Here is a 21,107-nt window from a genome sequence, read left to right on the forward strand (position 1 = left end):
GGAATCTCAGGCGTCCCGCGAACGCTGCACCTGGGGACGACCGGACTGGCGGCGCGCGGATCACGCGCGCCCGGGAGTGCCGCGACGGCGGCGGAACAGGAGCGAACGGGTGCGCGAGCAGGACGACGGCCGGCGACTCGATACCGCCGGTCCGCGGCCCGAGGTCTCCGGCCCCCGGCTCGGCGCCTCCGGTCCGCGGCTCGACACATCCGGCCCGCGGCTCGACGCGGCCGATCTGGGCGCGGAGCTCGGCGCGCGCGCCACGCTCGTGCAGTTCTCCAGCGCCTTCTGCGCTCCCTGCCGGGCCACCCGGCGGGTCCTCGGGGACGTGGCCGACCTGGTCCCCGGCGTCGCCCACGTCGAGATCGACGCCGAGGCCCGGCTGGAGCTCGTCCGCGCACTCGACGTACTCAAGACCCCGACCGTGCTGGTCCTCGACGCCGGCGGCCGCGTCGTGCGGCGCGCCGTCGGGCAGCCGCGCAAGGCGGACGTGATCGCCGCACTGGGCGAGGCGGTGTGACCACCGCCACGTCACCGGTGAGGCGTTCTCCACAGCCCCACATCCCGGGACGTATTTGACTGTGTGTGCCACCCGTCGTCAGCCTGCCCGTAGGCCCTCGCTCCCCGCTCCCCGGACCGAGGCGCAACGCAGAAGGACACCCCGTATGACGGTCACCCCCGACGTCGCCGCGCCGCGGCTCGCCACCGCCGACCTGCTGCGGTCCGCCTTCCGGCGGCACGCGGCGGGAGTCGCCGTGATCACCGCCCGCGGTGACGCCGGCCCGGTCGGTTTCACGGCCACCTCCCTCACCTCCGTCTCCGCCGAGCCGCCGCTGCTGTCGTTCGGCATCGGCACCGGCTCGTCCAGCTGGCCCGCGGTGTCCGAGGCCGAGTACGTCGGCGTTCACCTGCTCGGTGACCACCAGGAGGACCTGGCGGCCACCTTCGCCCGCAGCGGCGCCGACCGTTTCGCGGCACCGACCGCCTGGTGCGAGGGGCCCGAGGGCGTGCCCGTGCTGGACGGCGTCCTCTCCTGGCTCGTGTGCCGCGTCGCCGGCCGCGTACCCGCGGGGGACCATCGCATCGTGCTGGCGGAGGTTCTCCTCGGCGACCCCACGGGTGCCGGCAGTCCACTGCTGTACCACCAGGGGCGTTACAACGGTCTGCGCGACTGACCGGTCACCGGGGGCGCTTCCGTGAAGCCGTCGGGTTCCGGTTACGCTGCGTTGCGAAGGTCACAGTTCAAAGCGCTTGCTTAGCGGGAAAGAACTGGATGTACTGACGAGTAATATTCCGGGCGGAGCGCGGGTCGCCCCGACCGGGATCGGCCGCTTGGGGCGCCTATGCTGCCTGCAAGAGGCAGCACTGAAATGTCGACGCAGTAGGAGAGCCGGCGTGAGCTTGAGGATCGTTGTCACTGTGAAGTACGTGCCCGACGCCACTGGCGACCGGCACTTCGCCGATGACCTGACCGTCGACCGGGACGACGTGGACGGTCTGCTCTCCGAGCTGGACGAGTACGCGGTCGAGCAGGCGCTGCAGATCTCGGAGAACTCCGACGACGACGTGGAGATCACCGTCCTGACGGTGGGTCCGGAGGACGCGAAGGACGCGCTGCGCAAGGCGCTGTCCATGGGCGCGGACAAGGCGATCCACGTCGAGGACGACGACCTGCACGGCACCGACGCCATCGGCACCTCCCTGGTCCTGGCCAAGGCCGTCGAGAAGGCCGGCTACGACCTGGTCATCTCCGGCATGGCCTCCACCGACGGCACCATGGGCGTCGTACCGGCGCTGCTCGCGGAGCGCCTGGGCGTGCCGCAGGTGACGCTGCTGTCCGAGGTCTCCGTCGAGGACGGCACCGTGAAGGGCCGCCGTGACGGCGACTCCGCCACGGAGCAGCTGGAGGCGTCGCTGCCGGCCGTCGTGTCGGTCACCGACCAGTCGGGTGAGGCACGTTACCCCTCCTTCAAGGGCATCATGGCGGCCAAGAAGAAGCCGGTGGAGTCCTGGGACCTGTCCGACCTCGACATCGACGAGGACGAGGTCGGTCTCGAGAACGCCTACACCAAGGTCGACTCCGCGGCCGAGCGCCCGGCGCGCACCGCGGGCACGATCGTCAAGGACGAGGGCGAGGGCGGCAAGCAGCTCGCCGAGTTCCTCGCGGGCCAGAAGTTCATCTGAGCCCCGGATTCGCCGACCGCCCCGCACATCTCGCAAGCAGGAGAGAAGAAGTCCCATGGCTGAAGTTCTCGTCTACGTCGATCACGTGGACGGTGCCGTCCGCAAGCCCACCCTGGAGCTGCTGACCCTCGCCCGCCGCGTCGGCGAGCCGGTCGCCGTGGCCCTCGGCAACGGCGCCGCCGACACCGCCGCCACCCTCGCCGAGCACGGCGCGGTCAAGGTCCTCACCCACGAGGCCGCCGAGTACGCCGACTACCTGGTCGTACCGAAGGTCGACGCCCTCCAGGCCGCCCACGAGGTGGTGTCCGCCGGGGGCTCCCTGGCCGCCGTGCTGGTCCCGTCCTCCGCCGAGGGCAAGGAGATCGCCGCCCGTCTGGCGCTGCGCCTGGGCTCCGGCATCATCACCGACGCCGTCGACCTGGAGGCCGGCGACGAGGGCCCGGTGGCCACCCAGTCGGTGTTCGCCGCCGCCTTCACCACCAAGTCCCGCGTCGCCAAGGGCACCCCGGTCATCACGGTCAAGCCGAACAGCGCCGCCGTCGAGCCGGCCCCGGCCGCCGGTGCGGTCGAGGCCCTGTCGGTGTCCTTCTCCGCCCAGGCGACCGGCACCAAGGTCACCGCGCGCACGCCGCGTGAGTCGACCGGCCGTCCGGAGCTGACCGAGGCCGCGATCGTCGTCTCCGGCGGCCGTGGCGTCAACGGCGCGGAGAACTTCGCGATCATCGAGGCGCTCGCCGACTCGCTCGGCGCGGCCGTCGGCGCCTCGCGTGCCGCGGTGGACGCCGGCTGGTACCCGCACACCAACCAGGTCGGCCAGACCGGCAAGTCCGTGTCGCCGCAGCTGTACATCGCCTCCGGCATCTCGGGCGCGATCCAGCACCGCGCCGGCATGCAGACCTCGAAGACGATCGTGGCGATCAACAAGGACGCCGAGGCCCCGATCTTCGACCTGGTCGACTACGGCGTCGTCGGCGACCTCTTCGACGTCGTCCCGCAGCTCACCGAGGAAGTCAAGACCCGCAAGGGCTGACATCCGCTCGCAGCACCCGCCGAGGCCCCCGCGACCGTCCTTCCTGGTCGCGGGGGCCTCGGCGTCTGCGCAGGATGGTGTTGACCGGCGAGAGACCGGCAGATAACTTCGCTCTACGGATTATTGATTCCGTTCAGCGGAAAACAGGAGGGTGTGGGATGGGTCAGCAGGAGAAGGTGGCGACGAGTCTCGCGGGCGGCGTCGGCGAGGAGATCAGTGCCTCCCTCGCGCCGGTCGACGCGGAGCTGGAGCGCCTCTACCCCGGAGACCCGGGTACCCGGCAGCCCGTCCACACCGTCTACGTCCCCGGTGACGTCTTCGCCGCCGACACGATCCGCTCGTGGGGCGACCAGGCGCTCGCCGCCCTCGACGAACACGCCCCCGACGCCGCCTCCTTCGCCGCCGCCCTCGGCCTCACCGACGACCTCGCCGAACCCGTGTACACCCGTGTGCGCGCCAAGCTGGAGCGCGAGCCGATCGAGGACCTCCGCGTCGACTTCGAGGACGGCTACGGCAACCGCACGGACGCCGAGGAGGACGAGTCCGCCGCCCGCGCGGCCCGGCTGATCGCCGAGGCGTACCAGCAGGGCACGGCCGCCCCGTACATGGGCATCCGCATGAAGTGCATGGAGGCCCCGGTACGCGCCCGTGGCATCCGCACGCTCGACGTCTTCCTCAGCGGCCTGATGGAGGCCGGCGGCCTGCCCGAGGGGCTGGTCCTCACCCTGCCGAAGGTGACCTATCCCGAGCAGGTCACCGCCATGGTGCGGCTCCTGGAGGCGTTCGAGAAGGCGCGCGGCCTGGAGCCCGGCCGGATCGGCTTCGAGATCCAGATCGAGACCAGCCAGTCCATCCTGGCGGCCGACGGCACCGCCTCCGTCGCCCGCATGATCCAGGCCGCCGAGGGCCGCGCCACCGGACTGCACTACGGCACCTTCGACTACAGCGCCTGCCTCGGCGTCTCCGCCGCGTACCAGGCCAGCGACCACCCGGCCGCCGACCACGCCAAGGCGATCATGCAGGTCGCCGCCGCCGGCACCGGCGTACGCGTCTCCGACGGCTCCACCAACGTCCTGCCGGTCGGCCCCACCGCCAAGGTCCACGACGCCTGGCGCCTGCACTTCGGCCTCACCCGCCGCGCGCTGGCCCGCGCCTACTACCAGGGCTGGGACATGCACCCCGGCCACATCCCCACCCGGTACGCGGCAGTCTTCGCCTTCTACCGCGAGGGCTTCGAGCAGGCCGCCGCCCGCCTCGCCCGCTACGCCAACCACACCGGCGGCGACGTCATGGACGAGCCCGCCACCGCGAAGGCCCTCAGCGGCTACCTGCTGCGCGGCCTGGACTGCGGCGCCCTCGACATCGGCGAGGTCGCCCGGCTGACCGGCCTGACCCGCGCCGACCTGGAGGGCTTCTCGTCCCCGCGGCGCGGCGACCTCACGGCATCGGCGCAGTAGGCGGCGGCTAGGGGGTGTCGTTTGGATCAGGTCGGCTCCAAGGGACGGCGCCTTGCAGCGGAGCCGAGTGGGGTCTGGTGCGTGCAGCTGCAAGGCGGAGGAGGGCGACAGGGCGGAGCCCTGGCAACCGACGACAACGCCGCTGGGGGCACCTCCCACGCCTTTAAGGCAGTGGGGGAGTGCGTGCCAGACCCCGCGACCCCGGCAAGATCCAAACGACACCCCCTAGGTGCGGGGGAGGGGCTCGCCGGTCCGGCCGGAGCGCACGTACCGCTCCAGGCCGGACGCGGTCACCCACGTCTCCTCGGCGAACAGCCGCGTCCCCCGCGCGCACAGCCGCCGGTCGGCCCGCGCCCGCGCGCAGAACTCCTCGGGCGTCGCCCCGAACAGCTCCCGCAGCCGGGCCGACCCCTGGAGCAGCTCCGTGATCAGGACGCGCTGGTCGCCCGGGTGCCGGCGCGGTGCCCCGGTGCCGTCGTGCAGGACGCCGTGGCGGTTGACGTAGGCGTACGCGCCGCGCAGCACCGTGCCGTCCCGGTCCGCCGGCTCGACACGCACGTCGGGTGCCGGGAGCCAGACGCGGTCGAAGTTGCCGGACGCCATCGGCACGCCCTCGCTCGCGTCGATCACGGCCAGCTGCTCGGCGTCGAGCCAGAGGACGAACAGCTCCCGTACGACGCCCGGGGCGCCCACCGGCGAGGCGGACACGTAGCCCATGCGGCTCACATGGGCGGACACACCGATGTCGACGCCGGTGACCCGCGTCCTGACCATCGGGATCGGCGAGTCGATCCCGAACTCGGCCATCTTGTGCCGCGGCTGGCCCGGGCTGGCGTTGGAGCCGATCGCGAGCACGGGAACCCGGCCGTCCCCATCCTCGTGGACCGGCCCGTCCAGCGGCAGCAGCCGGTCCCCGTCCAGCAGCCCCGACTCCCGGGGCCACGCGCCCGGGTACAGCAGCGGCTCCTCCCGCGGCACCCCCGCTAGCCCGAGCGCCCGCAACGTCCGGTCCTCGCCGGCCGGGCGCGCCGGCGCGCGGCCGCTCTCCGGGGGCCGGGACGGCCGGGCGGGGCCCCCGCTCAGTGGCTTCGACACGGGCCCCTCAGTCCGCCGGTGGCAGCTCGCCCGAGCCCCGGGTGACCAGCCTGGTCGGCAGTTCGATGCGGTCCGGCGCGATCAGGGTGCCGTCCAGCTGCCTGAAGAGCCGCTCGGCGGCGGTGCGGCCGAGGGCCGCCGCGTCCTGGGCGACCACGGTGACGCCCGGCTGGAGCAGGTCGGCCAGCTCGATGTCGTCGAAGCCGACCAGCGCGACGCCGCGCGCGTGCTCGGCCAGGACCCGGATCACGGTGACCGTCACCCGGTTGTTGCCGGTGAAGATCGCGGTGACCGGGTGCGGGTCGGTGAGCATCTCCTCGGCCGCCCGGCGTACCCGCACGGGGTCGGTGACGCCCAGGGACATCCAGGAGTCCTTCACCGGTATGCCGGCGTCCTCCATGGCGGCCCGGTAGCCGCGCAGCCGCTCGGCGGCGGTGTGGATGCGGGGCATGTCGCCGATGAAGCCGATCCTGCGGTGTCCGTGCGCGATGAGGTGCGCGACGCCGTCGCGGGCGCCGCCGAAGTTGTCGGACACCACCACGTCGGCGTCGATCTGCCCCGCCGGACGGTCCACGAACACCGTGGCGACGCCCGCCTTCAGCTCCGGCTCCAGGTACCGGTGGTCGTCCCCGGCGGGAATCACCACCAGCCCGTCCACGCGTCGCGCGCACAGCGCCAGCACCAGCTCCTGCTCACGGTCCGGGTCCTCCGCGCTGGACCCGTTGATCAGCAGGGCGCCGTGGGCGCGGGCCACCTCCTCCACGGCACGGCTGAGCGGCCCGTAGAAGGGGTCGGCGAGGTCCTCCAGAACGAGGCCGATGCTGGCGGTGCGGCCCTTGCGGAGCACCCGCGCGCTGTCGTTGCGGCGGAAGCCGAGCGCGTCGATGGCCTCCTGGACGCGGCGCTCGGTCTCCGGGGTGACGCCCGGCTCCCCGTTGACCACCCGGGAGACGGTCTTGAGACCGACCCCGGCCCGGGCGGCGACGTCCTTCATGGTCGGGCGATTGCCGTAACGGTTCCCGGGGAGGCGGTCTGCGCGGCGGGGCGTGTCGGGCACGATGCGGTGTCCTGTCCTGTCGTCCACGGGAGTGCGTCGGCTCCTGTCGTCCACGGGGGATGTGTCGGTCATGCGTTTGTATGAGGATGTGGCGTCGAGCATAGAGCCTGGACAACGTTGTCAGATGCGGGAGACACTGTCCATCGCACTCTCCGGCCCTCGCCCCCACCGTGGGGCCGGTCCGCTGCGCGCTCTTGTGTTCGTCATTTTTTGCTTTTTTCGGTCCGACGGGGAGATCCGACTCTGATGCACACCGACCTCGTGGCAGCGCTGGACATCGGCGGCACCAAGATCGCCGGGGCGCTGGTGGACGGCCACGGCCGCATCCAGGCGCGCGCGCAGCGTGCCACGCCCGCCCGGGAGCACGGCGACACCGTGATGCGGGCCGTCGAGGCGGTGCTCGGGGAGCTGGCCGCGTCACCGCTGTGGGGGCGGGTGACGGCCGTCGGCATCGGCAGCGCCGGACCGGTGGACGCCTCCGCCGGCACGGTCAGCCCGGTGAACGTGCCCGGCTGGCGTGACTACCCGCTCGTCCGGCGGGTCCGCGCCGCCGCCGGTGACCTGCCCGTCGAGCTGATCGGCGACGGCGTGGCCATCACGGCGGCCGAACACTGGCAGGGCGCCGCCCGCGGCCACGACAACGCGCTGTGCATGGTGGTCTCGACGGGCGTCGGCGGCGGTCTGGTCCTGGGCGGCCGCCTGCACCCCGGCCCGACCGGCAACGCGGGCCACATCGGTCACATCAGCGTGGACCTGGACGGCGATCCCTGCCCGTGCGGGGCGCGCGGCTGCGTGGAGCGCATAGCGAGCGGCCCCAACATCGCGCGGCGCGCCCTCGACGCCGGCTGGCGCCCCGGCCCGGACGGCGACACCTCCGCCGCCGCGGTCGCCGCCGCAGCCCGCCTGGGCGACCCCGTCGCCGTGGCGTCCTTCGAACGGGCCGCGCAGGCACTGGCCGCCGGCATCGCCGCCACCGCGACCCTCGTCGAGATCGACATCGCCGTGGTCGGCGGGGGCGTCGGCAAGGCGGGCGACGTGCTCTTCGCCCCCCTGCGCAAGGCCCTGACCGACTACGCGACCCTGTCCTTCGTACAGCGCCTGGCCGTCGTGCCCGCCCAGATGGGAACTGACGCGGGGCTGGTGGGGGCGGCCGCGGCGGCACTCACGAGGACGGCGGGGGCCACGCCGGCGCGGGTCTGAACCGCGGGCGGCTGCGCGCGGGGTGCGCGCGGGGTGCGTCGATACGTGGCCTTCGGCCCGAGCGCGGGAGTACGGACACGGGGTACGGATACCTGAGCACGAGGGCGGGAGCAGAAGCACGGGACACCCCGGCCCGGCAGGCGGAAGTCCGGCGGGCGGAAGTCCGGCAGGCGTGAGTCGGCCGGGCCCGGAACGCTGAGCGGGGAGCCCGGGTCGATTCCGCCGCTCCCGGGACCGCACCCGTGACCCCGACGCCGTCGCGCAGTTGAAGCAGGCATGAAGAAGCGCAGCATGCTCGCCATCGCGTCCCTCGCCACCGGTTTCGTCGTCGCGGCCGTCAGCCCCTCCCACGCCGCCCCGGGCGACCTCCCTCTCAACCTCGACGTGGAGGACACCGTCAGCACCGTCCAGGACACCGTCGCCGTCGACAGCCTGGACGTGGACGACGACGCCCTCGGGCAGCTGGGCTGACGCACACCGCCCGGCACGCACCACCCGGCCCACACGGCGCCGGCGCCCCTCCCCCGGGGACGCTGGCGCCGCTGTCGTGCGCCCTCAACTGGGCCTGGTTTCCGTGGCAGGGTGGAGCGGGCAAGCCACAGGGGGCCAACAGAAGAGGGGGACCTGTGACCGTCGTCTGGATCAACGGCGCGTTCGGTGCGGGGAAGACCACCACCGCCCGGGAACTGATCGAACTGATCCCGAACAGCACACTCTTCGACCCCGAGGTCATCGGCGGCGCACTCGCACACCTGCTGCCGCCCAAACGCCTCGCCGAGGTCGGTGACTTCCAGGACCTGCCGATCTGGCGCCGTCTGGTGACCGACACGGCGGCCGCGATGCTCGCCGAGCTCGGTGGGACCCTCGTGGTCCCCATGACCCTGCTGCGGCAGGAGTACCGCGACGAGATCTTCGGCGGCCTCGCCGCCCGCCGGATCGCGGTCCGGCACGTCCTGCTCGCTCCGGCGGAAACGATCCTGCGGGAGCGTATAGCCGGCCGTGAGATACCGGAGGACCTGCCCGACGGCGAGATACGCGTACGCCAGTGGTCCTACGACCACATCGAGCCGTACCGCGCCGCCCTGGCCGCCTGGCTGACCGCCGACGCCCACCCGATCGACACCGGCGCGCTCTCCCCGTACGAGGCCGCCGCCCGGATCGCGGAGGCCGTCGACACCGGCGCCGTACCGGCCTGCGACATCGTGCAGACGCCCGAGCCCACCGCCGAGACCCTCGCCGCCGGCGTCCTGCTCTTCGACGAGCAGGACCGGGTGCTGCTCGTCGACCCCACCTACAAGCCCGGTTGGGAGTTCCCCGGCGGCGTCGTCGAACCCGGCGAGGCCCCCGCCCGTGCCGGGATGCGCGAGGTCGCCGAGGAGACCGGGATTCGTCTCGCGGACGTACCCGCCCTGCTGGTCGTCGACTGGGAATCGCCCGTGCCGCCCGGCTACGGCGGACTGCGGCTGCTCTTCGACGGCGGCCGGCTCGACTCCGCGGACGCCGCCCGCGTGCTGCTGCCCGGCCCCGAACTGCGCGACTGGCGCTTCGTCAGCGAGGACGAGGCCGCCGGCCTGCTGCCCCCGGTCCGCTACGAGCGGCTGCGCTGGGCCCTGCGGGCCCGGGAGCGCGGCGCGGCACTGTACCTGGAGGCGGGCACCCCCGTCGGCTGACGTCAGCCGACCGCCCCGTAGGTCCGCGCCGATGCCCGGAGCGCCTCCGCGGCCCCACCGGTCACCGGATCGCCGTGACCGAAGCAGGCCACGTCCGTGTCGAGGGCGGCCAACCGCCCGAAGGAGCCGACGGCCCGGTCCCGGTCGACGTTGAACACACCGAGCATGACGCTGCCGTCGACCGGCGACGCGGCGACGGCGTCCCCCGTGAACAGCACGCCGTGCCGCGGGAGATGGAGCCCGATGCTGCCGTCCGTGTGGCCCGGGGCGTGGACGACGCGCGCCCCGCCGCCGAAGTCCAGGACATCGCCGTCGGACACCTCGGTCACCCGTGCCGGCCGGTCGTATCCGCCTTGCGGAAGCCGCCGTACGGCGTCCGCGTGCAGCGGGCGCTCCCAGTCCTCGAACGTGGGCGCCGGGCCCGGCACCTCACCCCGCACGACCGGCGCTTCCAGGGAGTGTGCCACCACCTCGGCCCCGGTGAACGCGGCGACCTCCTGGGCCCCGCCCGCGTGATCCTCGTGGAAGTGGGTGAGGACGACGCGGCGTACGCGTCCGAGAGCCCCGGCCGAGGCGGCGATGCGCTGGCCCGACCCGGCCGGCCCGGCGTCGATCAGCGTCAGGTCGTCGCCGTCGCGCCAGAGGTAGGCCTGGCCGACCGGGAAGCGCAGCAGGTGCAGGCGGGGGAGGAGCTCGATGACGTCCATGGAACGACCGTAGGCAGGGCCCCGCCGGGTGGCGAGAGCCCTCTGCCGACGGCAGAACCGGAGCGCGTCGGGTCAGCTCGCCGCGTAGTTGCGCAGGAACAGCGCCTCCGCGACCGACAGCCGCTCCAGTTCCTCGGGGGACACGCTCTCGTTCACGGCGTGGATCTGCGCCTCCGGCTCGCTCAGGCCGATCAGCAGGATCTCCGCCCGCGGGTACAGCGCGGCCAGGGTGTTGCACAGCGGGATGGAGCCGCCCTGACCGGCGTACTGCATCTCCTCGCCGGGATACGCCACCGCCATCGCGTCCGCCATGGCCTGGTACGCCGGACTGGTGGTGTCGGCACGGAACGCCTGGCCCTGACCGATCTGCTCCACGCCGACCCGGGCACCCCACGGCGTACGCGCCTCCAGGTGGGCCTGGAGCAGCTTGGTGGCCTCGGCGGCGTCCACGCCCGGCGGCACCCGCAGACTGACCAGCGCGCGGGCGCCCGCCTGCACCGACGGGGTCGCGCCGACGACCGGCGGGCAGTCGATGCCGAGCACCGTGACGGCCGGGCGCGCCCAGATCCGGTCGGCGACCGAGCCGGAACCGATCAGCTCCACGCCGTCCAGCACCCGGGCGTCCCGGCGGAACTGCTCCTCGTCGTACGCCAGACCCTCCCACCGATTGTCCGCCGCCAGCCCGTCGACGGTCGTCGAACCGTCCTCTGCGCGCAGCGAGTCCAGTACGCGGATCAGGGCGGCCAGCGCGTCGGGGGCCGCGCCGCCGAACTGGCCCGAGTGCAGGTTGCCCTCGAGCGTGTCGACCCGGACGCGGACGAGGGTCATGCCGCGCAGCGTCGAGGTGACCGTCGGCAGCCCGACCCGGAAGTTGCCCGCGTCGCCGATGACGATGGTGTCCGCGGCGAGCAGGTCGGGGTGCTGCTCGGCGTACCGCTCCAGGCCGCCCGTGCCCTGCTCCTCCGAACCCTCGGCGATCACCTTGACGTGCACCGGGACGCCACCGTTCGCCTTCAGCGCGCGCAGGGCGAGCAGGTGCATGAGCACGCCGCCCTTGCAGTCGGCCGCGCCGCGCCCGTACCAGCGGCCGTCGCGCTCGGTGAGCTCGAACGGCGGGGTGACCCAGCCGGCCTCGTCCAGCGGCGGCTGCACGTCGTAGTGGGCGTAGAGCAGCACCGTCTTGGCGCCCTCGGGCCCGGGCAGGTACCCGTACACCGACTGGGTGCCGTCCGGTGTGTCGAGCAGGTCCACGTCCTGGAAGCCCTCGGCGCGCAGTGCGGCCGCTATCCAGTTGGCCGCGCCCACGCTCTCGCTGCGCGGGAACTGGTCGAAGTCCGCCACCGATTTGAAGGCCACCAGCGCGGTGAGTTCCTCCTTGGCCCTGGGCATCAGGGAGGAGACGGTCTCGGCGACCGGATTCGACGACATGGGCACGCTCCTTGTGGGTGCGACGTTGTACCGAGGAGTACGAGGAGTACAGGGGTACGACGAGTGCGGCGAGTACTCGGATTGGTAGGCCCGATCCTCCCACAGTGGCCTGCGGCGATGCCCGCCGTAGGATGCGGGGGTCAGGTGCGGCATGCGGTTTGTTGGGAGCAGTAGACCATCGTGAGCAGCGAGAACTCTTCGGCGGACGACGCGCGTCAGGTCTGGGACGTGGTCGTGGTGGGCGCGGGACCCGCGGGGGCCTCGGCCGCCTATGCGGCGGCGGTCGCGGGGCGGCGCGTGCTGTTGCTGGAGAAGGCGGACCTGCCCCGCTACAAAACGTGCGGCGGCGGCATCATCGGTCCCTCGCGCGACACCCTCCCGCCCGGCTTCGAACTGCCCTTCCGGGACCGTGTGCACGCGGTGACGTTCTCGAACAACGGGCGGTTCACCCGGACCAGGCGCTCCCGGCAGATGCTGTTCGGGCTGATCAACCGGCCCGAGTTCGACCAGCAACTCGTCGAGCACGCCCAGAAGGCGGGCGCCGAACTGCGCACCGGGGCCACGGTGGCACGGGTGGAGCAGCACGGGTCGGCGGTGCCGGACCGGCGCACGGTCGCCGTCGTCCTCCAGGGCGGAGAGACGGTGCTCGCGCGGGCCGTCGTCGGCGCGGACGGCAGCGCCAGCCGGATAGGGGCGCACGTCGGGGTCAAGCTCGACCAGGTCGACCTCGGCCTGGAGGCGGAGATCCCGGTGCCGGAGACGGTCGCCGAGGACTGGAAGGGGCGGGTCCTCATCGACTGGGGGCCGATGCCCGGCAGTTACGGCTGGGTCTTCCCCAAGGGTGACACGCTGACCGTGGGTGTGATCTCGGCGCGCGGCGAGGGCGCGGCGACCAAGCGGTACCTGGAGGACTTCGTCGGCCGGCTGGGCCTCGCCGGCTTCGAACCGAGCATCTCCTCCGGCCATCTGACGCGCTGCCGTGCCGACGACTCACCGCTGTCGCGCGGCCGGGTCCTGGTCTGTGGGGACGCGGCGGGGCTCCTGGAGCCGTGGACGCGCGAGGGGATCTCCTTCGCGCTGCGCTCGGGCAGGCTCGCGGGGGAGTGGGCGGTGCGGATCTCCGAGGCGCACGACGCCGTGGACGCGCGCAAGCAGGCCCTGAACTACGCCTTCGCCATCAAGGCCGGGCTCGGCGTCGAGATGAGCGTCGGCAAGCGGATGCTGGCCGTGTTCGAGCGCCGGCCGGGGCTCTTCCACGCGGCGCTGACCGGTTTCCGTCCGGCCTGGAAGGCGTTCAAGGACATCACGCAGGGCTCGACCTCGCTGGGCGAGCTGGTCCGCGGCCATCCGCTGGCGCAGCGGGCACTCGCGGCGATCGACCGCCGGCCCGCGGGCGCGGAGGGCTCGGCGGGAGCGCCGGGCACCACGGGCACCGCGAACCCCGCCGGTGACGAGGTCACTTCCTGATCTCGATCCGGAACACCGGGTGGTCGGGTGCGATGCGGCGCAGCTCCGTCTCGGAGGAGTCGGGGCCGACGCCGTTGAAGAAGACCCCTACCTCCGCCTTCCAGCGCTTGAGGTAGGCGCGCAGGAGCGGCGGCTTGTCGTCGTCGCCGACCTCGGTGGCGGTGAACGTTTCCACGTGCTTGCCGAGGTGCAGTTCGCCGCCGCCGGCCGCGCGCATGTTGTGGGTCCACTGGACGTGGCCGCGCGGGGCCACCAGGTACTGCCGCCCGTCGACGGTCAGCAGGTTCACGGGGGTGGTGCGCCACTGGCCGCTCTTGCGGCCGCGCACCGCGAGGACGCGTGAACCCCAGACGCTGAGGCCGCGGCGGGTCAGCCAGGCCAGGGTGCGGTTGAGGACGTTGACGGTGAGCCAGCCGGGCTTCTGGACGTGCGTGGACATGGGGCCCCCAGGGTCGCTCGAAGAAGTGAGGGAGAGCGCCGCTCGCTTTTGTGAGCAGTGCTCTCGCGTGGGGGTGAGTCTGCACGAGAGTGGTGCTCCGGAGCAAGAGCAGCGCTCCGATTTGCGAGCGGCGCTCTTAAGTGAGAGCGCCGCTCTCCATCGAGAGCGCTGATCGTTATTGAGTGCACTGCTCTGCATTGCGTGCACTGCTCTCCTTTTGGCACACTGCTCGCATGAGCACCGCACAAGGCGCCAAGGGAGCCCGCGCCCGCGCCCGGATCGAGGTCACCGCCGCCATCAAGGACGAGGCGCGCGGACAGCTCGCGGCGGAAGGTGCCGCCAAGCTCTCGCTGCGGGCCGTGGCCCGCGAGCTGGGCATGGCGTCCTCCGCCCTCTACCGCTACTTCCCCAGCCGTGACGACCTCCTGACCGCCCTCATCATCGACGCCTACAACTCGCTCGGCGAGGCCGCCGAGGCGGCGCGCGACGCGGCGGCCGACGCCGGACACGTCCGCCGCTGGACCGTGGTGTGCGAGGCGGTGCGCGCGTGGGCGCTGGCGCATCCCCACGAGTACGCGCTGATCTACGGTTCGCCGGTGCCCGGCTACACCGCGCCCGACGACACCATCCCGGCCGCCGCCCGGGTGGCCTACGTCTTCACGGGCATCGTGCGCGACGCGCACCAGGGTCCGGGCCTCGCCAAGCCGCCGTTGCCCGCCGAACTGCGACCCGAGGCCCATCGGATGGCGGCGGATTTCGCCCCCGACCTGCCACCGGAGACGGTGGCGGCGTTCGTGGCCGCCTGGGCCGAGTTGTTCGGGCTGGTCGGGTTCGAGCTGTTCGGACAGTTCAACCGGGTCGTGGAGGACCGGGACACGTTCTTCCGCCACGCGGCGGAGCGGCTCGCCCACGGGGTGGGCCTGGTCTTCCCTTAGCGGGGCGGGGCGGGGGCGAGAGGCGGGGGCTCTGGGGGCCCGGGGTTCCGGGCCCCGTGATTCAGGCGACCTCGGCGTCCCTCATTCGACCGAGACCGCGACCCCGACCTCTACCCCGACCGCGCCCCCGACCCGGACCGCGTTCCCGACGGCAACCCCGGTCGCATCTCCGGGCACCGGCGCCGGGTCCTGCCGCAGGACGCGCGCGTGCAGGGACCGTAGTCCGGGTCCCGGGTCGGCGCCCATCGCCTCGGCGAGGCGTTGCCGTACCGCCTCGTACGCGGTGAGCGCGTCGGCCGGACGGCCCGCGCGGTACAGGGCGAGCATGAGCAGTTCGCTGAGGCGCTCCCGCAAGGGGTGCGCGGCCACGAGCCGGACGAGTTCGTGGACGTACTCGAAGGAGTGCCCGAGCTCGATCTGGCCGGCCAGCCGGGCCTCCAGGACGGTGAGCCGTTTCTCGGCCCAGCGCAGCCTTTCCGCCGCGAGGTAGGGCGCATGGAGGCCCTCGGCGAACTCGCCGCGCCACAACTCCTCCGCCCGCCCGGCCAGTTCAGTGGCCCGGTGCAGCTCGCCGGCGTCGCGGGCGGTCAGTGCCTCTGCCACCAGTTCCCGACGCCGGCGCAGGTCGTCGGCCTGGACTCCGGTGAGACGGTAGCCGCTCCCGGTCCACGCCAGCTCCGCACCGTCGCCGAGTGCGCGGCGCAGCCCGGAGACGTACTTCTGCACGAGATTGCGCACGTGCACCGGCGGCGCCCCGCCCCACAGGGCTTCGACCAGACCGTCGTACGAGATCGGACGGCCCTCCTGCAGGAGCAGGACCGCGAGCACCGCACGCTGCTTCGGCGGGCCGAGCGGAATCTCCACGCCGTCGCGCAACGCGCGCAGCGGGCCGAGCAGTTCGCAGCGCAGGGCGCTCGTCGCGCCGGTCGATCCCGTCGTCACCGATGCCGCCAATGCCCCCGATGTCCCCTCACCCATGCGTCGAGAGTATCCCGGGCTCCGCATTCGGGTGGATCTTCCAGCGGTCCTTCCAGTGGTCCTTCCAGCGGCCGGGGCGACGGTGTGCGGACCACCCCCCGGGAGAAAGGCCCCACCATGCTCACCCGGCTCGGCCGCCTGGCCGTGCGGCGCAGCCGCGCGGTGCTGCTCGGCTTCCTGCTCGCCCTCCTCGGTCTCGGCGCGTACGGCGCCGGCGCGCAGAGCGACCTCGACCTCTCCCGCTGGGACGCTCCCGGCACGGAGTCCGTGCACGCCGGTGACCGGCTGCGCGAGCACTTCCGCACCGGAAACCCCAACCTCGCCCTCCTGGTCACGGCCCGGGACGGTGACGTGGACAGCCCGCGCACCGAACGGGCCGCCCGTGAACTGACCGCCGAGGTAGGGAAACTGCCGCTCGTCACCGACGTCACCGCCTACTGGGACGCCGGGAGCGCGGCCCTGCGCGGGGAGGACGGCCGCCGGGCCCTGATCCTCGCCCGCCTGGAAGGCACGGCCACCGAGACACGCGAGGAACTCGCCACTCTGTCGGCGGAGTTGACGCGCACGACCCCCGAACTCGACGTCCGGGTGGGCGGCCAGGAGGAGATCTCCCGGCAGGTCGGCGAGCAGGCCCGTGCCGACTTCCTGCGCGCCGAGCTGTTCGCCCTGCCGGCCGTGCTGCTCCTGCTGATCCTGGTCTACCGGCGCACCGTCGCCGCGCTGCTGACCGTGGCGGTGGGCCTGTTCTCCGTGGTCGGCACGCTCGCCGGACTGCGGGCGGTCGCGCAGGTCACGGAGGTGTCGACGTTCGCCGCGAACCTCGCACTGGTCCTCGGTCTGGGACTGGGCGTCGACTACGGCCTGTTCGTGATCAACCGCTACCGCGAGGAGCGCGCCGCCGGGCACGCCCAGCCGGAGGCCGTCGTCGGGGCGACCCGCGCCGCCGGGCGGACGGTCGTCTTCAGCGGCGTCACGGTCGCGGTGTCGCTGTGCGCGCTGCTGGTGTTCCCGTTCTTCTTCCTCAGTTCGTTCGCGTACGCGGGCGTCTTCGTCGTGCTCACCGCGGTCGCCGGGGCCGTGTTGTTCCTGCCCGCCGCGCTCGCCCGCTGGGGCCACCGTGTCGAACGGCCCACCGCGCCCGCCTCCGGCTTCTGGCACCGCACCGCGCTCGCGGCGATGCGCCGCCCGTTCCTGGCCGGCGCCGGGGTCCTCGCCGTCCTGCTGGTGGCCGCCTCTCCGCTGCTGGGCCTGCGCTTCGGGCTGCCCGACGAACGCACCCTGCCCGAGGGCACCTCCTCGCGCACCACCTCCGAGATCGTGCACCGCGAGTTCCCCGCCGAACCCACGGACACGGTCCAGGTCGTCCTGGAAGGAGCCGCCCCGGGCCGGGGCGCCGGCACGAGCGCGTACGCCGCCGCGCTCTCCCTGCTCCCCGGCGTGTTCCAGGTCGACGCGCCGGAGGGCACCTACCGCCAGGGCGAGCGCACCGGCGCGCCCGGCCAGGACCGGCTGACGGCACCGGACGGGCGGGTGCGGCTGGCTGTCGTACCCACGCAGGAGGCGATGTACGGCGACGTCCCCGCCTTCGTCGAGCGCGTCCGGGACACCCCGGCCCCGGCGTCCGCCCTGGTCGGCGGCTACCCCGGCGAGACCACCGACTTCCGCGCCACGCTTCTCGACCGGCTGCCGTACGCCGTCGGGATCGTGCTGGTGGCCACGTACGTGATCCTCTTCCTCATGACGGGCAGTGTGCTGCTGCCCGCCAAGGCGACCGTGCTGAACCTGCTCAGTCTGTCCGTGATGTTCGGCTGCCTGGTGTGGGTCTTCCAGGACGGGCACCTGTCCGGGCCGCTCGGCTTCACCCCGACCGGTTCCATCGAGCCCAGCATCCCGGTGCTGATGTTCTGCGTGGCGTACGGCCTGTCCATGGACTACGAGGTCTTCCTGCTGGCCCGCGTCACGGAGGAGCACCAGCGCACCGGGGACACCGTACGCGCGGTCGGCGAGGGCATCCGGCGCAGCGCCCCGCTGATCACCGCCGCGGCCGGCATCCTCGCGCTGTCCTTCCTGTCCTACGCCACCAGCGGCGTCGTCTTCCTCAAGGAGCTGGGGATCGGCACCGCCCTGACGATCCTCGTCGACGCCACCCTCATCCGGGTGGTGCTGCTGCCGGTGACGATGCGGCTCGCGGGGGGCGCGAACTGGTGGGCGCCGCGACCGCTGCGCCGCTTCCGGGTGAAGGAGGCGCCGGCGCGGGCCCCTGAGAACAGCGCGGACGGGCCGGGCGGAGAGGACGGCCCGGGCGGGGAGGACGTACTTCGCCGGGAGTACGTGTGATCACCACGCGCGGGTGACGCCGCCCGCGGCACACGGCGTCTAGCGTGGCGGTCATGGACGGACAGCGCGAGCACGGGAGCGGGCCGCCGCAGTGGTGGCGGCACGGGCCCCCGTGGTGGAACCACCGGGGCGAGGAGGAGCACTCCGCCCGGTGGCCCTGGCGCTCCACGGCGCTGATCACGGCGTTCGTGCTGGTCGGCTCCAACTTCGCCGCCCACGCCCAGGAGAGCGAGCGGGTCCCGCTGGACCCCTTCGCGCGCGTGCTGCTCTTCCTGACGGGAGCGGCGCTGCTGTGGCGTCGGCGGTACCCGGTGCCCGTGGTGTTCGGCACGGCGGTCACCACCCTCGTCTACCTCTTCGTCGGATACCCGTACGGGCCGGTGTTCGTGGCCGTCGCGGTGGCCTGCTTCAGTGCCGTCGTCGCCGGGCACCGCAGGGCCGCGTGGGCGGCGATGGGGACGATGTGGGCCGGGCTGGCCCTGCTGACGCACTGGCTCTACCGGTGGCTGCCACCCTCCGGGGACTCGGCCGCGTCCTGGGGCCAGGAGATCGTGATCGCCACCTGGGTGGTGGCCATCGTGGCCCTGTCGGAGCTGACCCGGACCCGGCGCGAGCAGTGGGCGCGGGAGCGGGCCGAACGGGCCCAGGCGGCCAGGCGGCGCGCGGACGAGGAGCGGCTGCGGATCGCGCGCGAACTGCACGACGTCCTCGCTCACAGCATCTCCGTCATCAATGTGCAGGCCGGCGTCGGTCTCGCCCTCCTCGACACCGATCCCGAGCAGGCCCGCACCGCGCTCACCACCATCAAGGCCAAGAGCAAGGAGGCGCTCGGCGAGGTACGCCAGGTCCTCGACACGCTCCGCACCCCCGGAGACGCGCCCCGCGCGCCGGCCCCCGGGCTGGACCGGCTTCCCGAACTGGTCGAGCAGGCGGCGAGCGCCGGTCTCACCGTCGAGGTCGAAGGCGAGCCGCCGCGGCTGTCGCCCGGTGCCGACCTGGCCGCGTTCCGCATCGTCCAGGAGGCCCTCACCAACGTCGTACGGCACTCGGGTTCGCGGCACGCGCGCCTGCACCTCGGCCGGGACGGCGGCACGCTGCGGCTGCGCGTCGACGACGACGGTCCCGCGACCGGCGCCGAGGCGGGCGGCAGCGGCAACGGGCTGGCCGGGATGCGGGAGCGGGCGGCGGCGCTGGGTGGCACCATCGAGGCGGGCCCGCGCCCCGACGGCGGCTTCCGGGTGCTCGCGGTCCTGCCGATCGACGTGAGAATCACCGAGGACGACAAGAGCCACAAGAGCCACAAGAGCGCCAAGGACGTCAAGGAGGAGGACCGGTGATCCGCGTACTGCTTGCCGACGACCAGTCACTGGTACGGGCCGGCTTCCGGGCGCTGCTGGACGCGCAGCCGGACATCGAGGTGGCCGCGGAGGCCGCCGACGGCGAGGAGGCGGTGCGCGCGATCCGCGAACTGCGCCCCGACGTCGTCCTGATGGACATCCGCATGCCCCGCCTCGACGGCCTGGCCGCGACCCGCCGCATCACCGGGGACGCCGCCCTGCGGGACGTGAAGGTCGTCATGCTGACCACCTTCGAACTCGACGAGTACGTCTTCGAGGCGATCCGTTCCGGTGCCTCCGGCTTCCTGGTCAAGGACACCGAACCCGAGGAACTCCTGCGCGCCGTACGGGCGGTGGTCGACGGTGACGCGCTGCTGTCGCCGGGGGTCACGCGCCGCCTGATCGCCGAGTTCGCGGCCCGCTCCAAGGAGCCCACCGCGGCCGGCGAACTGGCCAGGCTGACCGAGCGCGAACGGGAGGTGATGGCCCTGGTCGGCATCGGCCTGTCCAACGAGGAGATCGCCCGCCGTCTGGTCGTCAGCCCGCTCACCGCCAAGACCCACGTCAGCCGCACGATGGTGAAGCTGGGCGCCCGCGACCGGGCCCAACTCGTCGTGCTGGCCTACGAGTCGGGGTTGGTGCGGCCGGGCTGGCTGGGCTGACCGCCGCGCGCGAACCGGACCAGCACGCTCACCACACGGACGAAGAACACCACCACGGCCAGCACCGCACCCGAACCGACGAGCACGCCCCGCATGCCCGACGGCAGGCCGAAGAGGTACGCCGGCCCCGCCACGGCCCCGAACAGCACGGCCGCCGCGAACGCCGCGCTGCACAGCGCGTACCCGATCTCGACCGTGATCGCGTCCCGCTCGCCCTGCGTACGCCGTCCCCCGTAGGTATCCATGCGGGCAAGCCTCCCAGACGCGCGCCGACTCGGCACCGCGACGCCGACCACAACCGCCGCACCCGCACCCGGTGCCGACTCGACCGTTGCCGCACCGAGGGCCGCCCGGCCGACGTCGCCGCGCGCGCGGTCCGGCTCAGCTCCAGGTGACGCCCGACTTCTCACGCCACAACGCGGCCAGGGAGGCGTCGCCGGTCACCTCCGGGAACGGGAGGCGGTTCCACAGCGCCGGGTACAGCCGCGCGGCGGGTCCGGACAGCTCGCAGTCGGTGTCCCCGGCGTCGCCGCGCTCGGTTACCGGTGGCCCTGCCGACAGCCGTACGGTCCACACGGCGCCGGGCACGTCCGTCGCCCGCACCCGCAGTGTGCGGGGCTCCTCGGTGCGAACCGCGCTCTTCGGGCGGGCGTGGAAGGCACACAGCAACTCGTCGATGCCGTCCACCGCGAAGTCCACGCCGATGCCGGTGGGGACGCCGTCCCTGGCCGACTCGGCGTCGATCCGGTGCACGGTCGTCTCGTGCGCCTGCCGCCGGGCCCAGAAGGCCAGGGGCGACGGCGCGGGCAGGAAGTGCCAGCAGCGCACGTCGGGCGAGGCGCCGGCGAGGGTGTCGACGAGTCGCCCGTGGCCCTCCCGGAACCAGGTCAGCAGCGCGGAGCCGTCGTGGTCGGGCAGGCCGCCGTCGGGGACGGGACCGGCGTGCCCCTCGGCGACGATCTCCGCGGCCCAGCGGTGCACCATCCCCGTGTGTCGCAGCAGGTCTCGCACCTGCCAGCCGGGGCAGGTCGGCACCTTGGCGTCCACGCCCGCCGCCTCGGCGGCCGAGGCGAGCAACACACCCTCGCGGTCCAGTATTTCGACGAACGTGGCAGTCTCCATGG

The 21,107-nt window shown here is 73.3% G+C and carries 21 protein-coding genes; 13 read left to right on the forward strand and 8 right to left on the reverse strand.

The window, feature by feature from the left end; translation table 11 throughout:
* Nucleotides 1–109 precede the first annotated feature (109 nt).
* From RI578_RS34220 to RI578_RS34240, 5 genes are all read left to right on the forward strand, one after another.
* On the forward strand, nucleotides 110–520 hold the full coding sequence (locus tag RI578_RS34220) for a thioredoxin family protein (RefSeq protein ID WP_399062341.1): 411 nt from the start codon (nucleotides 110–112) through the stop codon (nucleotides 518–520).
* 145 nt (nucleotides 521–665) lie between these two features.
* Nucleotides 666–1,175, forward strand: a complete 510-nt coding sequence (locus RI578_RS34225; protein ID WP_310874675.1) for a flavin reductase family protein — start codon at nucleotides 666–668, stop codon at nucleotides 1,173–1,175.
* Nucleotides 1,176–1,395: 220 nt separating this feature from the next.
* The gene (locus RI578_RS34230) at nucleotides 1,396–2,184 is read left to right on the forward strand and encodes an electron transfer flavoprotein subunit beta/FixA family protein (protein WP_121750475.1); all 789 of its coding nucleotides are present in this window, start codon (nucleotides 1,396–1,398) and stop codon (nucleotides 2,182–2,184) included.
* 55 nt (nucleotides 2,185–2,239) lie between these two features.
* Nucleotides 2,240–3,214, forward strand: coding sequence for an electron transfer flavoprotein subunit alpha/FixB family protein (locus RI578_RS34235; RefSeq protein WP_310874676.1), 975 nt, complete (start codon nucleotides 2,240–2,242; stop codon nucleotides 3,212–3,214).
* Nucleotides 3,215–3,372: 158 nt separating this feature from the next.
* Nucleotides 3,373–4,671, forward strand: coding sequence for a DUF6986 family protein (locus RI578_RS34240; RefSeq protein ID WP_310874677.1), 1,299 nt, complete (start codon nucleotides 3,373–3,375; stop codon nucleotides 4,669–4,671).
* A gap of 225 nt (nucleotides 4,672–4,896) precedes the next feature.
* On the opposite strand, the gene RI578_RS34245 is transcribed toward RI578_RS34240, so the two are convergent.
* Together RI578_RS34245 and RI578_RS34250 are read right to left on the reverse strand one after the other, a co-directional pair.
* Nucleotides 4,897–5,673: a hypothetical protein gene (locus RI578_RS34245; protein WP_310875933.1), complete on the reverse strand. Its 777-nt coding sequence runs from the start codon at nucleotides 5,671–5,673 to the stop codon at nucleotides 4,897–4,899.
* A 100-nt stretch (nucleotides 5,674–5,773) separates the two neighbouring features.
* Nucleotides 5,774–6,850 carry a LacI family DNA-binding transcriptional regulator gene (locus tag RI578_RS34250; RefSeq protein ID WP_193776655.1) on the reverse strand — a complete coding sequence of 359 codons (1,077 nt, stop codon included), beginning with the start codon at nucleotides 6,848–6,850 and terminating at the stop codon, nucleotides 5,774–5,776.
* 219 nt (nucleotides 6,851–7,069) lie between these two features.
* Here RI578_RS34250 and RI578_RS34255 point away from each other — a divergent pair, with 219 nt between their 5' ends.
* The 3 genes from RI578_RS34255 (at nucleotide 7,070) to RI578_RS34265 (ending at nucleotide 9,693) form a co-directional block, all read left to right on the forward strand.
* Nucleotides 7,070–8,023, forward strand: a complete 954-nt coding sequence (locus tag RI578_RS34255) for an ROK family protein (protein ID WP_310874678.1) — start codon at nucleotides 7,070–7,072, stop codon at nucleotides 8,021–8,023.
* 276 nt (nucleotides 8,024–8,299) lie between these two features.
* Complete coding sequence (locus tag RI578_RS34260; RefSeq protein ID WP_310874679.1) at nucleotides 8,300–8,494, forward strand: hypothetical protein; 195 nt, start codon at nucleotides 8,300–8,302, stop codon at nucleotides 8,492–8,494.
* A gap of 155 nt (nucleotides 8,495–8,649) precedes the next feature.
* Nucleotides 8,650–9,693 carry an NUDIX domain-containing protein gene (locus RI578_RS34265; protein ID WP_310874680.1) on the forward strand — a complete coding sequence of 348 codons (1,044 nt, stop codon included), beginning with the start codon at nucleotides 8,650–8,652 and terminating at the stop codon, nucleotides 9,691–9,693.
* 2 nt (nucleotides 9,694–9,695) lie between these two features.
* Here the strand turns inward: RI578_RS34265 and RI578_RS34270 are convergent, their stop codons facing one another.
* Together RI578_RS34270 and RI578_RS34275 are read right to left on the reverse strand one after the other, a co-directional pair.
* Nucleotides 9,696–10,400 (reverse strand): MBL fold metallo-hydrolase, encoded by a 705-nt coding sequence (locus RI578_RS34270; protein ID WP_310874681.1) that lies wholly within the window; start codon nucleotides 10,398–10,400, stop codon nucleotides 9,696–9,698.
* Nucleotides 10,401–10,472: 72 nt separating this feature from the next.
* Complete coding sequence (locus RI578_RS34275) at nucleotides 10,473–11,828, reverse strand: dipeptidase (protein WP_310874682.1); 1,356 nt, start codon at nucleotides 11,826–11,828, stop codon at nucleotides 10,473–10,475.
* A gap of 180 nt (nucleotides 11,829–12,008) precedes the next feature.
* Here RI578_RS34275 and RI578_RS34280 point away from each other — a divergent pair, with 180 nt between their 5' ends.
* Entirely contained in the window at nucleotides 12,009–13,295 is a 1,287-nt protein-coding gene (locus RI578_RS34280) for a geranylgeranyl reductase family protein (protein WP_310874683.1), read from the forward strand.
* Here the strand turns inward: RI578_RS34280 and RI578_RS34285 are convergent.
* Nucleotides 13,285–13,734 carry a nitroreductase family deazaflavin-dependent oxidoreductase gene (locus RI578_RS34285; protein WP_310874684.1) on the reverse strand — a complete coding sequence of 150 codons (450 nt, stop codon included), beginning with the start codon at nucleotides 13,732–13,734 and terminating at the stop codon, nucleotides 13,285–13,287. The two genes, RI578_RS34280 and RI578_RS34285, sit on opposite strands and share 11 nt — an antisense overlap.
* A gap of 233 nt (nucleotides 13,735–13,967) precedes the next feature.
* On the opposite strand from RI578_RS34285, the gene RI578_RS34290 reads away from it, so the two are divergent.
* A complete protein-coding gene (locus RI578_RS34290) occupies nucleotides 13,968–14,669 on the forward strand; it encodes a TetR/AcrR family transcriptional regulator (RefSeq protein WP_310874685.1) in 702 nt (233 codons plus the stop codon).
* 81 nt (nucleotides 14,670–14,750) lie between these two features.
* Here the strand turns inward: RI578_RS34290 and RI578_RS34295 are convergent, their stop codons facing one another.
* A complete protein-coding gene (locus RI578_RS34295; RefSeq protein WP_310874686.1) occupies nucleotides 14,751–15,647 on the reverse strand; it encodes an AfsR/SARP family transcriptional regulator in 897 nt (298 codons plus the stop codon).
* 117 nt (nucleotides 15,648–15,764) lie between these two features.
* Here RI578_RS34295 and RI578_RS34300 point away from each other — a divergent pair, with 117 nt between their 5' ends.
* The 3 genes from RI578_RS34300 to RI578_RS34310 are packed head-to-tail and all read left to right on the forward strand — an operon-like array spanning nucleotide 15,765 to nucleotide 19,983.
* Entirely contained in the window at nucleotides 15,765–17,984 is a 2,220-nt protein-coding gene (locus tag RI578_RS34300; protein WP_310874687.1) for an MMPL family transporter, read from the forward strand.
* A 53-nt stretch (nucleotides 17,985–18,037) separates the two neighbouring features.
* Nucleotides 18,038–19,321, forward strand: a complete 1,284-nt coding sequence (locus RI578_RS34305) for a sensor histidine kinase (RefSeq protein ID WP_310874688.1) — start codon at nucleotides 18,038–18,040, stop codon at nucleotides 19,319–19,321.
* Nucleotides 19,318–19,983, forward strand: coding sequence for a response regulator transcription factor (locus tag RI578_RS34310; RefSeq protein ID WP_310874689.1), 666 nt, complete (start codon nucleotides 19,318–19,320; stop codon nucleotides 19,981–19,983). The genes RI578_RS34305 and RI578_RS34310 overlap by 4 nt, the downstream gene beginning before the upstream one ends.
* Here RI578_RS34310 and RI578_RS34315 read toward each other — a convergent pair.
* Together RI578_RS34315 and RI578_RS34320 are read right to left on the reverse strand one after the other, a co-directional pair.
* Nucleotides 19,944–20,228 (reverse strand): DUF6332 family protein, encoded by a 285-nt coding sequence (locus RI578_RS34315; protein WP_310874690.1) that lies wholly within the window; start codon nucleotides 20,226–20,228, stop codon nucleotides 19,944–19,946. The genes RI578_RS34310 and RI578_RS34315 overlap by 40 nt on opposite strands.
* Before the next feature lie 136 nt (nucleotides 20,229–20,364).
* The gene (locus RI578_RS34320) at nucleotides 20,365–21,105 is read right to left on the reverse strand and encodes a maleylpyruvate isomerase family mycothiol-dependent enzyme (RefSeq protein ID WP_310874691.1); all 741 of its coding nucleotides are present in this window, start codon (nucleotides 21,103–21,105) and stop codon (nucleotides 20,365–20,367) included.
* Between the last annotated feature and the right edge of the window lie 2 nt (nucleotides 21,106–21,107).

Source organism: Streptomyces sp. BB1-1-1 (assembly GCF_031597775.1).
GTDB lineage: Bacteria > Actinomycetota > Actinomycetes > Streptomycetales > Streptomycetaceae > Streptomyces > Streptomyces thinghirensis.